9 protein-coding genes are annotated in these 12,066 nt (G+C 75.2%); 6 read left to right on the top strand and 3 right to left on the bottom strand.

Annotation, left to right across the window (positions count from 1 at the left end):
* Positions 1-55: 55 nt before the first annotated feature.
* Genes KBX43_RS03355 through KBX43_RS03330 form a run of 6 tightly spaced genes read left to right on the top strand, consistent with a single transcriptional unit; the run spans position 56 to position 6,720 of the window.
* Positions 56-1,117, top strand: a complete 1,062-nt coding sequence (locus tag KBX43_RS03355; RefSeq protein ID WP_307851459.1) for a zinc-binding alcohol dehydrogenase — start codon at positions 56-58, stop codon at positions 1,115-1,117.
* A gap of 4 nt (positions 1,118-1,121) precedes the next feature.
* Entirely contained in the window at positions 1,122-2,693 is a 1,572-nt protein-coding gene (locus tag KBX43_RS03350) for an amidohydrolase (RefSeq protein ID WP_210882971.1), read from the top strand.
* Positions 2,690-4,252, top strand: a complete 1,563-nt coding sequence (locus KBX43_RS03345) for a lysine 5,6-aminomutase subunit alpha (RefSeq protein ID WP_043324125.1) — start codon at positions 2,690-2,692, stop codon at positions 4,250-4,252. The genes KBX43_RS03350 and KBX43_RS03345 overlap by 4 nt, the downstream gene beginning before the upstream one ends.
* Complete coding sequence (locus KBX43_RS03340) at positions 4,245-5,000, top strand: OAM dimerization domain-containing protein (protein ID WP_030502414.1); 756 nt, start codon at positions 4,245-4,247, stop codon at positions 4,998-5,000. The genes KBX43_RS03345 and KBX43_RS03340 overlap by 8 nt, the downstream gene beginning before the upstream one ends.
* Complete coding sequence (locus KBX43_RS03335) at positions 4,997-5,389, top strand: hotdog domain-containing protein (RefSeq protein WP_030502415.1); 393 nt, start codon at positions 4,997-4,999, stop codon at positions 5,387-5,389. The genes KBX43_RS03340 and KBX43_RS03335 overlap by 4 nt, the downstream gene beginning before the upstream one ends.
* The gene (locus KBX43_RS03330; protein WP_210882969.1) at positions 5,386-6,720 is read left to right on the top strand and encodes a glutamate mutase L; all 1,335 of its coding nucleotides are present in this window, start codon (positions 5,386-5,388) and stop codon (positions 6,718-6,720) included. Before KBX43_RS03335 ends, KBX43_RS03330 begins: the two co-directional genes overlap by 4 nt.
* Before the next feature lie 417 nt (positions 6,721-7,137).
* Here the strand turns inward: KBX43_RS03330 and KBX43_RS03325 are convergent, their stop codons facing one another.
* The 3 genes from KBX43_RS03325 to KBX43_RS03315 are packed head-to-tail and all read right to left on the bottom strand — an operon-like array spanning position 7,138 to position 12,060.
* Positions 7,138-7,920, bottom strand: coding sequence for an ABC transporter permease (locus KBX43_RS03325; RefSeq protein WP_113974069.1), 783 nt, complete (start codon positions 7,918-7,920; stop codon positions 7,138-7,140).
* A complete protein-coding gene (locus KBX43_RS03320) occupies positions 7,917-8,891 on the bottom strand; it encodes an ATP-binding cassette domain-containing protein (RefSeq protein ID WP_210882967.1) in 975 nt (324 codons plus the stop codon). The genes KBX43_RS03325 and KBX43_RS03320 overlap by 4 nt, the downstream gene beginning before the upstream one ends.
* A 58-nt stretch (positions 8,892-8,949) precedes the next feature.
* Positions 8,950-12,060, bottom strand: a complete 3,111-nt coding sequence (locus KBX43_RS03315; protein WP_210882959.1) for a BTAD domain-containing putative transcriptional regulator — start codon at positions 12,058-12,060, stop codon at positions 8,950-8,952.
* Positions 12,061-12,066 lie beyond the last annotated feature (6 nt).

Below are 12,066 nucleotides of genomic sequence, written 5' to 3'. Positions count from 1 at the left end.
TCCCGCGATGCGAGTCCTGACCAGGGGTTCGGGCGGCTGGACATAGGGGGTCGGCGTGACGTCACCGGTGGGACTGCACCGAGTCGTGGAACCGGCGGGGGTGCTCCCGCAGGCGGCCTGGCGGCTGGACCCGGACCCGCGGATCGCGGCGAACGAGGTGCGGATCCGGGTCGAGCGGCTGAACCTGGACGCGGCGAGCTTCCGGCAGTTGGCGGAGAAGCACGGCGGCGACGGGGAGAAGGTCCGCGCCGAGGTGCTGGAGATCGTGTCGACCCGGGGGAAGATGCAGAACCCGGTGACCGGTTCCGGCGGGATGCTGATCGGCACCGTCGAGGAGGCGGGCCGCCGGTCGCCGCTGGGGCTGAAGCCGGGCGACCGGGTGGCGACGCTCGTGTCGCTGACGCTGACGCCGCTGACGATCACCGACGGGCTGGCCCGCTGGGACGGGCGCAGCGAGCAGGTGCCGTGCGACGGGTACGCGATCCTGTTCGCGCGGTCGATCGCGGCGGTGCTGCCGGCGGACCTGCACCCCGAGTTGTCCCTCGCCGTGCTGGACGTGTGCGGGGCGCCGGCGCTCACCGCGCGGGTGGTGGCCGAGCAGGTGGCGCGGCGCTCACGTGAGGGTGATCCGCGTCCGGTGTCGGTGGCGGTGATCGGCGGGGCCGGCAAGAGCGGGTCGCTGTCGCTGGCGGCGGCGCGGCGGGCGGGCGCCGCCCGTACCGTCGGGGTGGTTCCGGTGGCCGCGGAGCGGGACGAGCTGACGGCGGCCGGGCTGGCCGACGTGGTGGCGCTGGCCGACGCGCGGGATCCGGTGGGGCTGTCGACGGCGGTGACGACGGCGCTGGGGGTGCCGGCGGACGTGACTGTGGTGTGCGTGGACGTGCCGGGGTGTGAGCACGGCGCGGTGCTGGCCACGGCGGACGGCGGTACGGTGATCTTCTTCTCGATGGCGACGAGCTTCGCGGCGGCGGCGCTTGGTGCGGAGGGCCTGGCGGCGGACGTGACGATGCTGGTGGGCAACGGGTACGTGCCGGGGCACGCGGCGCTGGCGCTGGATTTGTTGCGGACCGAGCCGGGGGTGCGCGGTCTGTTCGAGGCGCGTCTGGCGGCAGACTGAGACCATGACGAACCCCTCGACGCTGTATCGCGGCGGAGTGCTGCACTGTCCGGCCGACCCGAGCGCGACGGCGCTGCTGGTGCGGGACGGGCGGATCGCCTGGTTGGGCACGGACGCGGAGGCGCCGCGGGCGGACCGGGTGGTGGAGCTGGGCGGTGCGCTGGTGACGCCGGCGTTCGTGGACGCGCACGTGCACGCGACTGATACCGGGTTGGCGTTGTCGGGGCTTGATCTGTCGGCGGTGCGGTCGGCGGGTGGGCTGCTGGAGGCGGTGTCGGCGTTCGCGGCGGGTCTGCCGGGTGACGCGGTGGTGCTGGGGCACGGCTGGGACGAGTCGGGCTGGGCGGATCCGGCGTTGCCGGATGCGGCGGCGCTGGACCGTGCTGCGGGTGGGCGGCGGGTGTATCTGTCGCAGGCGTCGATCCATTCGGCGCTGGTGTCGGCGGCGTTGCTGGCGGCGTGCCCGGAGGTGGTGTCGGCGGCCGGGTACGAGGCGTCGGGGTGGTTGCGGCGCGACGCGCACCATGTGGTGCGGGCGGCGGCGTTCGCGTCGGTTTCGCGGGCGCAGCGGGTGGCGGCGCAGCGGCGGGCCCTGGCGCACGCGGCGTCGCTGGGTGTCGCGGCGGTGCACGAGTGCGGTGGACCGGACATTTCCGACGAGGAGGACTTCACCGGGCTGTTGGCGATCTCGGGGGCCGGGGTGCCGGAGGTGTACGGGTACTGGGGTGAGCTGCTGGGTGCGGCGAAGGCCCGGGAGCTGGGCGCGGTGGGCGCGGGTGGTGACCTGTTCGCCGACGGGGCGCTGGGTTCGCGGACGGCGCACGTTTCGGCGGCGTACCTGGACGGTGAGGCGGGGGCGTGCGGGCACGGGTACGTGTCGGCGGAGCAGGTCCGTGATCATCTGCTGGATTGTGCGGCGCACGGGTTGCAGGGCGGGTTCCACGCGATCGGGGACGCGGCGATCGGCACGGTGCTGGAGGGCTTCGGCATGGCGGCGCGGTCGGTGGGTGTGGACCGGTTGCGGGCGGCGCGGCACCGGGTGGAGCACGCCGAGATCATGAGCAAGGCGTTGATCGCCGGGTTCGTGGAGTACGGGATCGTGGCGTCGATGCAGCCGGCGTTCGACAGGTTGTGGGGCGGCGCGGGCCGGATGTACGAGTCGCGGCTGGGGTTGGCGCGGTCGCTGGAGTCGAATCCGATGGGCGCGATGCACGGTGTCGGGGTGGCGTTGGCGTTCGGGTCGGACTCGCCGGTGACGCCGCTGGATCCGTGGGGGTCGGTGCGGGCGGCGGCGGCGCACCACAACCCGGCGCAGCGGATGAGTGTGCGGGCGGCGTTCGCGGCGCACACGCGCGGCGGGTGGCGGGCGGTGCACCTGGACAACGAGGGTGTGCTGGCGTTGGGGGCGCCGGCGACGTTCGCGGTGTGGGACACCCCGGCGGGCGTGGAGCGGGGGCTGCCGGTGGTGCTGGCCGAGGATCCGGAGTTGCGGGGGCCGGAGGATCCGACGCCGCTGCCGGTGTGCCGGGCCACTGTGTTGCGCGGTGACGTGATCTATCAGGAAGGGTCTTCGTGACAGGCAAGCTTGGGCTGGATCCGGCGTTGGTGGCGCGGGCGCGGGAGTTGGCGCGCCGGGCCGGGCAGCCGGTGGTGGATCTGGCGCGTAGCCACACCACGGTGTCGGTGGAGCGGGCGGTGCTGCGGCTGGCCGGGGTGACCGGCGCGGACCCGGACGGCATTCCGTGGGTGAACCGGCTGGTCGACGCGGTGGTCGCGGACGTCGGGCTGGGGCACGGGGTGGCGGCGCCGGTGTTCGACGCGCTGGCGCGTGAGGGCATCGCCGATGTGACGTTGCTGGCGCAGAAGGCGGCGGCCGGGTCGGTGCGGTTCGCGCAGCCGTCGGGGAAGGCGGCGACGGCGGCGCGGCGGGCGTCGCGTAAGGCGGTCGCGGCGGGGATCCGCAGCATCGACCGGCGGCGTGCGGAGCGGGACCGCTTGGTGAAGCGGTTCGGGGATCCGGCGCGTCGGCCGTGGATCTACCTGATCGTGGCCACGGGTGACATCTACGAGGACATTCCGCAGGCGCAGGCGGCGGCGCGGGCCGGCGCCGATGTGATCGCGGTGATCCGGTCGACGGGGCAGTCGCTGCTGGACTACGTGCCGGAGGGGGCGACCCGGGAGGGGTTCGCGGGCACGTACGCGACGCAGGAGAACTTCCGGCTGATGCGGGCGGCGCTGGACGAGACGTCGAAGGAGCTGGGCCGGTACGTGCGGTTGACGAACTACGCGTCGGGTCTGTGCATGCCGGAGATGGCGACGCTGGCCGGGCTGGAGCGGCTGGACATGATGCTCAACGACTCGATGTACGGGATTCTGTTCCGCGACATCAACCCGATCCGCACGTTCGTGGACCAGCGGTTCTCGCGGCAGGTGCACGCGCGGGCGGGGATCATCATCAACACCGGTGAGGACAACTACCTGACCACCGCGGACGCGGTGGACGAGGCGCACACGGTGACGGTGTCGCAGTTGCTGAACGAGTTCTTCGCGCACGAGGCGGGGCTGGCGGACTGGCAGCTGGGGCTGGGGCACGCGTTCGAGATCAACCCGGATGTGCCGGAGTCGTTCCGGTTGGAGTTGGCGCACGCGCTGCTGGCGCGGGAGTTGTTCCCGGACGCGCCGTTGAAGTGGATGCCGCCGACGAAGCACATGACCGGTGACGTGTTCCGGGGCAACCTGCTGGACGGGTTCTTCAACCTGGTGGGCACGATGACCGGGCAGGGGATTCTGCTGGTGGGGATGATGACCGAGGCGGTGGTGACGCCGTGGCTGTCGGACCGGGACATCGCGCTGCAGAACGTGCGGTACGTGCTGGGCGCGGCGGGCGGGTTGCACGAGGACTTCGTGCCGGCGCCGGGCGGGTTCATCCAGGCGCGGGCGCACCGGGTGCTCGGTGAGGCGGTGGATCTGCTGGAGCGCATCGGGGACCAGTCGTTGCTGACGGCGATCGCCGAGGGCACGTTCGGGATCATGAAGCGGCCGGCGGACCGCGGGAAGGGCCTGGACGGCGTGGCCCGGCACGAGGCGGACTACTACAACCCGGCCACGGAGATCCTGGAGCAGCCCCATGAGTGAGAAGACGGTTGTGCGGCCGTACGGGGACACGACCGGTGACGGCATGGTGCAGGTGTCGTTCACGTTGCCGGTGCCGCACGACAAGCGGGCCGAGGGCGCGGCGGTGCAGCTGGCGAACAAGATGGGCATGGACCCGGCGATGCTGGTGCACGCCAAACCGATCGGTGACGGGTTCACGTTCTTCGTGGTGTACGGGCGGGTGAACCACCTGGTGGACCTGGCGAAGGTGCAGGTGGTGGAGCGTGACTATCCGCTGCTGTCGGCCAAGGAGGTCAACGCGGTGGTGAAGCGGCAGTTGCGCCGCAAGCTGTCGGTGGTGGGCGCCTGCATCGGCACGGACGCGCACACCGTGGGCATCGACGCGATCCTCAACGTCAAGGGCATCGCCGGGGAGAAGGGCCTGGAGTACTACCGGGAGTTGAAGGTCACGAACCTGGGCGCGCAGGTGAGCGTGCCGGAGCTGGTCGAGGCGGCCCGGCGGGAGCGCGCCGACGCGGTGCTGGTGTCGCAGGTGGTGACGCAGCGCGACGCGCATCTGCACAACACGCGGGAGATGTCGGCGGCGTTCCGGGAGGCGATGCCGGCCGGGCGCCGGCCGCTGCTGATCGTCGGCGGGCCGCGGTTCGACGAGACGATGACCGGCGAGCTGGGCGTGGACCGGATCTTCGGCCGTGGCACCACTCCGGGCGAGGTGGCCAGTTACCTCGTCCACGCTTTGATCACCTCCAGGAAGGCGAACGTCGCATGAGCGATCCGCGTGTCGGTCTGACAGTCACCCACCGCCGGTACGTGCCGTACTCCCACGCCCACTACGCGGGGAACCTGGTCGACGGGGCGTACGCGCTGGGGTTGTTCGGGGACGTGGCGACCGAGGTGTGCATCCGCACCGACGGTGACGAGGGGTTGTTCGCCTCGTACGCGGATGTGCAGTTCCGGGCGCCGATGAAGGCCGGTGACGTGCTGGAGGTGACGGCGACGGTGACCCGGGTGGGTACCCGCAGCCGCACGATCGACTTCGCCGCGACGGTGGTGTGCCGGGGCCGCCCGGACAAGGGCGAGTCGGCCGCCGAGGTGCTCGACGAGCCGATCGTGGCGGTCACCGCGACCGGCACGGTGGTCGTGCCACAACGGCCGTGAGCGCCGTCGTCTGCGCCGACGTGGGGTCGACGTACACGAAGGCCGCGGTGGTGGACCTCGACGGCGGCCGGCTGGTCGCGGCGGCGTCGGCGCCCACCACTGTGGGCACTGATGTGCTGCACGGCCTGGACGCCGCGGTCGGCGCGGCCACCGCGTCGGCCGGGGTCGCTGAGGCGCCCTGGTACGTGTGTTCGTCGGCCGGGGGTGGGCTGCGCCTGGCGGTGGTGGGTTACGAGCCCCTCGTCACCGCTCAGGCGGGCCGGCGGGTCGGTCTGTCGGCGGGCGCGAACGTGGTGCACGTGGCGGCGGGACGGTTGTCCGGGGCGGACGTGGCGGCGTTGCGGGCGGCCCGCCCGGACGTGGTGCTGCTCGTCGGCGGCACCGACGGCGGCGATGCCGAGACGGTGACGCACAACGCGACGCGGCTGGCGAAGGCGCGCTTGCGGGTGCCGGTGGTCCTGGCGGGCAACGCCGACGTGCGCGACGAGCTGCACGCGCTGCTGGCCGGCGCGGGGGTGCCGGTGACGGTGGCGGACAACGTGCTGCCGCGCATCGGGGTGCTGGAGCCGTCGTCGGCGCGGGCGGCGATCCGGGAGGTGTTCCTGCGGCACGTCATCGGCGGCAAGAAGCTGTCCCGGGGTACGCGGTTCGCGCGGCTGGTCCGCGCCGCCACCCCCGACGCGGTGCTGACCGGCGTGGAGGTCCTCGCCGGGACGCTCGGCGGTGACCTCGCGGTGGTGGACGTGGGTGGCGCGACCACCGACGTGTACTCGGTGCTCACCCCCGACGAGCGGGACAGCGGCCCGAGCCAGGAGGTGGCGGGGACGCTGTGGCGGGCCCGCACCGTGGAGGGTGACCTGGGCATGCGGTGGAGCGCGCCGGGTGTGGTGCGTGCCGCGGTCGAGGAGCGGCTGCTCGACGCGGCCGGCGAGGCGGATCTGGCGGCCGCGGCGGCGGTCCGGGCCGCCGACCCGGGGTTCCTGCCCGCCGGTGACGCCGACCGGGCCGTGGACCGGCGCATCGCGGCCCTCGCGGCGACGGTGGCGCTGCGGCGGCACGCGCGTGGGGCGGCGACGGGGGAGCGGGCCGGGCGGGACCTGCGGGAGGTGAAGCTGCTCGTCGGCTCCGGCGGGGTGCTGCGGCACGCCGACCCGGGTGACGCGGCGGCGGTGCTCGACGCGGTGCTCACCGACCACGCCGGCGGGTGGGCGTTGCCGCGGGCGGCCCGCCCGGTCGTCGACGTGGACTACGTGCTGGCCGCCGCCGGGTTGCTCGCCGACGATCATCCGGGTGCGGCGGCGGCGATGCTGCGGCACCACCTCGGCGCCTGAAGCAGGCTCAGGAATCGAGACGCGCCGACGCGACACGCCGTGTCGCAACACACGACAGGCCCGGGTGGGTTGACAGCGGCGGGGGTCTACGCCGTACCGTCTTTGAGTCCTACCACGGGAAGCGGCTGTTGTTCGCTTCGTCCCTTCGTCCGCTGGCCGAGCGACCGGAAGGTTGCGGCGGCCAGGTCCAGCGGGCGGGGGTCGGCGGGGCGGCGCGAACCGGCCGCGGTTACCGGTGTACGGGCAAGGTGAGAGGCACGGCCAGTAGACAACGGCCAGGCGGGGGCAGCCAGTCCACGTCGGGTCGGTCCGAAGGTCGGCGCTGATCGTCTTCGCCCCACCGGCCGGGAAGGGCCTGGGAGCATCGGGGCGCGGCTTCGGCCGCGCCCCGATTTCATCCCCCCGATGCTCCCCGTGTCAGCGGCCGAGCCGCCGGTAGCGGCGCACCGCCGCCGGCGCGGCCACCGCGATCAGCGCCAGCGGCCAGGCGACCGCCAGTTCCAGCGCGTGCCGGGCCGGCCACGAGTCCCCGCTCAGGCCCGGGTTGCCGAACAGGTCCCGGGCCGCCGCCACCGTCGCCGACAGCGGGTTCCACGCGGCGATCGCGCCCAGCCAGTCCGGCATCAGCTCCGGCGCCACGAACACGTTGGACAGGGCGGTCAGTGGGAACGCCAGCGGGAACACCACCACCGCGACCGTGTCCGGGTTCGGGACGAGCAGCCCGAACAGGATGCCCACCCAGGTCATCGCGACGCGCAGCAGCAGGATCAGCGCCACCGCCGTCAGGGCCGGGCCGACTCCGTCGCGCCACTGCCAGCCCACCAGCAGCCCGCACACCACCAGCGTGGTCATCTCCAGGCACGCGCGTACCAGGTCGGCGCCGGCGCGGCCGGACAGCAGCGCCGAGCGGGCCATCGGCAGTGACCGGAACCGGTCCACCACGCCCCGGCCGGCGTCCGCCGCGATCGCCGACGCGGTCGCGCCGAGCCCGTAGAGCATCGTCATCACGAACACGCCGGGCAGCAGGAACTCCCGGTAGTTGCCGCCGCCCGGCACGGACATGCCGCTGCCGAACACGTAGCCGAACACCAGCACGAACATGATCGGCAGGCTGAAGTAGATGATGATCTCCTCCGGGGCGCGGACCACGTGCCGCATGTTCCGCCCGGCCATCAGCCACCCGTCGGTCAGCGCCCTCACGACGCCACCTCCATCCGCTGCGCGTCGGCCCGGCCGCCGGTCAGGTGCAGGAACGCCTCGTCCAGCGTCGGCCGGCGCACCAGCACGTCCTCCACCGCCACCCCGGCGTCCTCCAGGGTCCGCAGCACTGTCATGAGCACGGCGATCCGGTCGGCCACCGGCGCGTCCACGCGCCGCAGCTCCGCGTCCACCGTCACCGCCGCGCCGGTGGCGCGTTCCACCACCGCCGCCGCCGTGGGCAGGTCCGCCGCGTCGCGGACCATCAGCTCCAGCCGGTCCGCGCCGATGCGGGCCTTCAACCGCTCCGGGGTGCCCTCGGCCACGACCCGGCCGGAGTCGATGACGCACACCCGGTCGGCGAGGTGGTCGGCCTCCTGCAGGTACTGGGTGGTCAACAGCACGGTCGTGCCGTCGGCGACCAGTTCCCGCACCGCCGACCACAGACCGTTGCGGCTGCGCGGGTCCAGGCCGGTGGTCGGCTCGTCGAGGAACAGCACCCGCGGCGGCACCACCAGGCTGGCCGCCAGATCCAGGCGGCGGCGCATCCCACCGGAGTAGCCGCCTGCCGACCGGTCCGCCGCCTCGGTCAACCCGAACCGGTCCAGCAGCTCCTCGGCGCGGTCGCGGGCCCGCCGCGCGGACAGCCGCCGCAGCCGCCCGAACAGCACCAGGTTCTGCCGCCCGCTGAGCACCTCGTCGACCGCCGCGTACTGCCCGGTCAGGCTGATCGCCGCACGCACCCGGTCCGGGTCGGAGGCCACGTCGTACCCGGCCACCCGGGCCCGGCCGGCGTCGAACCGCAGCAGCGTGGTGAGGATCCGCACCGCGGTGGTCTTGCCCGCCCCGTTCGGGCCCAGCACCCCGTACACGGTGCCGGCCGGCACGGCCAGGTCGAAGCCGTCCAGCGCGGTGGTGCGTCCGTACCGTTTTCGTATCCCGTCGGCCAGCACGGCCGTCGTGTCGTCGCTCATGCCGGCAAGCGTCACCGGTGCCGCTGACCGGGCGCGCACCGCGCGCGCACCGGGCCGGTCATCGCCCGTCGACCAGCGCCAGCGCCCGCTGCCGGGGCAGGTCCGCGCCCCGGGCGTACGCGGTGGCGAACGCCGCCTCACCCAGGTGTTTCCGCAGCTCGACGGCGGTGGGTGTGCCGGCCGGGGCGTCGGCCGCGCCGGTGCCCGCGAGCAGCGCCGCCGCCGCGCCCAGCAGGCGGGCCGCCGACTCGGGGTCGCCGTCGCGCAGCAGCGGCCCGGCCAGCCCGTCCGCGGCGGCGGCCACCACCGGCACGTCCCACACACCGACGCCGGCCGTGAGGACCTGCCGGTAGTGGGCGCGGGCCGTAGCCGGGTCGCCGGTGGCGTCGGCGAGCTGCCCGAGCGTCACCAGCGCCGCGAGCCGCACCACATCGGCGCCGAACCAGCCCGACGGGCACTGCGCGACCGCCCGTTCGCACAACGCCCGCGCCCGCCGCGGGTCGCCGTCGCGGCGGGCGATCTCACCGAGCCCCAGGTACGCGGCGGCGACCAGCTCCGGCGCGCCGGCCGGCCCGGCGATGCGCCGCACCCGCCGGAAGTCCTCGGCCGCGCCGGTCAGGTCACCGGCGGCGAGCCGCCCGTCGGCGCGGGTCCGCAGCAGCTCCGCCAGGTCCAGGGTGGAGCCGAGCTGCTCGGCCAGCTCCAGCGCCTCGGCCATCGGCGCGGCCGCCGACGCGACGTCACCGGTGCGGTAGGCCGCCTCGGCGCGGGTGGACAGCGTCACGATCATGCCCCAGCGGTCGTCGAGCGCCCGGAAACCGGCCAGCGCGCCGTCCAGGTCGGCGTGGGCCTGGGCGTGACGGCCGTGCAGCAGACCGACCATCGCGGTGCCCAGGCGGCCCAGCGCCCGGCTCCACGGGTCGGCGCCGAGCAGCCGGTCCCGGACGGCCCGCTCGTGCAGCGCCGCCGCGTCCTCCGGTGACGGCGGGCCGCTGGCCATGCCGGACAGGTAGAGCAGGAACGGATGCCGGGGCGGCCGGGCCATGGTCCACAGGATCCGCGACGCGGCGTCGACCTCGCTGCGTTCGCCGCCGCCGGCGAGCGTGGCGATCAGCAGGGCCAGCGCGTACTCCTCGGCCAGGCCGTCGGGCGGGCCGCCGAGCCGGTCGACAAGCCGCCGGGCCGGCGCCGCGCCCTCCCCGCGCAGGCCCCGCAGCCACCAGTAGAACGCCAGCGCCGCGACCAGCCGCAGGCCGGTCGCGGTGTCCGCGTGGCGCAGCGCCGCGTGCAGGTCGTCGCGGGCGGCGTCGAGGCGGCGCAGCCACCGCTCCTGGCCGCCGCCGCGCAGGCCCGCGTCGCCGGCCTGCGCCAGACCCAGGAAGTACGCGGCGTGCGCGTCGCGGATCCGCCCGGTCTCGCCGTGCTCGGCCAGCCGGGCGGCGGTGAACTCGCGGATCGTCTCCAGCATCCGGTAGCGCCCGCCGGCCGCCTCCACCAGCGACTTGTCCACCAGGCCGGTGAGGGTGTCCAGGACGTCGCCGGCGTCCGGGCCGCACACCGCCTGCACGGCGGCCAGGTCGGCGGCGCCGGCGAACACGCTCATCCGGGCGGCCAGCCGCCGCTCCGGGGCGTCGAGCAGGTCCCAGCTCCACCCCACCACCGCCTCCAGCGTGCGGTGGCGGGGCGCGGCGGCGCGGTCGCCGCGGCGCAGCAGCCGGAACCGGTCGTCCAGCCGGGCCGCGACCTGCGCCACCGGCAGGGCCCGCAGCCGCGCCGCGGCCAGCTCCAGGGCCAGCGGCAGCCCGTCGAGGGTACGGCAGATCCGCAGCACCGCCGGGGTGGTGTCGGCGTCGAGGGTGAACCCGGGCGCCACGTCGGCGGCCCGGTCGGCGAACAGCCGCACCGCCGGGTACGCGGCCGCCGTCTCCGGTGCGCTCGGCGCGTCCGGGACGGCCAGGCCGCCGACCGGGCACAACGCCTCACCGGTGAGGCCCAGCGGCTCCCGGCTGGTGGCCAGCACCCGCAGCCCGGGCGCGGCGGCGAGCAGCCGGGCGGCCAGCCGGGCCGCGTCGTCGATCACGTGCTCGCAGTTGTCCAGCACCAGCAGCAGACGCCGGCCGGCCAGCGCCGCCACCAGCCGGTCGGTGAGGTCCCGGGGCCCGCCCGGGGCCCGCAGCCCGGCGTCGCGCAGGTCCAGCGCGGTCAGCACCGCCGGCGCCACAGGCGAGCCGGGCGCGACAGCGGCCAGCTCCACCAGGCACACCGGCCCGTCGTGCCGGGACGCCGCGGTGGTGGCCAGCCGGGTCTTCCCGGCGCCGCCGGGGCCGTGCAACGTCACCAGCCGCGCCGAGGCCAGCAGCTCCTCGACGCGCCGCAACTCCCGTTCCCGGCCGACGAAGCTGGTCAGCGGGGCGGGCAGCCGCGCCGGCGGCGCGGGGTCGTCGCGCAGCAGCGTGGCGTGCAACGCGACCAGCTCCGCCGACGGGTCGGCGCCCAGCTCCTCGGCCAGCACGCGGCGCGCGTCGGCGTACGCGGCGAGGGCCTCGGCGCGGCTGCCCGCGCCGTGCAGGGCGCGCATCAGCAGCCCGTGCAGCCGCTCCCGCAGCGGATGCGCCGCCACCAGGGCCCGCAGCTCGGCGATCAGCGGCGCCCCGGACGGCGCGAGCGCCAGGTCCGCCTCGACCCGGTCCTCGATCGCCGCCAGGCGCAGCTCGCGCAGCCGGGCCGCCTCGACGTCGGCGAACGGCGCCCCGGCGACATCCGCGAGGGGTTCACCGCGCCACAGGTCCAGCGCGTCGCGCAGCAGCGCCACCGCGCCGCGCGGATCACCGTCGGCCAGCGCCGCCCGTCCCGCCCCGGCCAGCCGGATGAACCGGTGCACATCCACCCGCTGCGGGTCGACGGCCAGCCGGTAACCGGCCGGACCGAACTCGATGCGCGCCCCGGGCAGCAGCCGCCGCAGCCGCGACACCTGCGACTGCAGCGCGTTCGCGGCCTGCTCCGGCGGCCGGTCGCCGTAGACGCCGTCGATGAGCCGCCGCGGCGGCACCGTGCGGTCGGCGTCGAGCAGCAGCAGCACCAGCAGGGCACGCAGCCGCTCCCCGGCGACCGGGAGCGCGCTGCCGTCGGCCGCGTACGCCTGGGTCGCGCCGAGCACACCGAACCGCATGGGCCC

The sequence above is a fragment of the Micromonospora sp. C41 genome (assembly GCF_018070485.1).
In the GTDB taxonomy this organism is placed as follows: Bacteria; Actinomycetota; Actinomycetes; order Mycobacteriales; family Micromonosporaceae; genus Micromonospora; species Micromonospora chalcea.
The sequence above is the reverse complement of the archived record's forward strand: the minus strand, read 5'-3'. Positions and strand labels throughout refer to the sequence as shown.

Excerpts from the sequence above, each read along its gene's own strand:
- KBX43_RS03315 (WP_210882959.1), bottom strand. The coding sequence starts at position 12,060 with ATGCGGTTCGGTGTGCTCGGCGCGACCCAGGCGTACGCGGCCGACGGC.
- KBX43_RS03340 (WP_030502414.1), top strand. The coding sequence starts at position 4,245 with ATGAGTGAGAAGACGGTTGTGCGGCCGTACGGGGACACGACCGGTGAC.
- KBX43_RS03350 (WP_210882971.1), top strand. The coding sequence starts at position 1,122 with ATGACGAACCCCTCGACGCTGTATCGCGGCGGAGTGCTGCACTGTCCG.
- KBX43_RS03335 (WP_030502415.1), top strand. The coding sequence starts at position 4,997 with ATGAGCGATCCGCGTGTCGGTCTGACAGTCACCCACCGCCGGTACGTG.
- KBX43_RS03320 (WP_210882967.1), bottom strand. The coding sequence starts at position 8,891 with ATGAGCGACGACACGACGGCCGTGCTGGCCGACGGGATACGAAAACGG.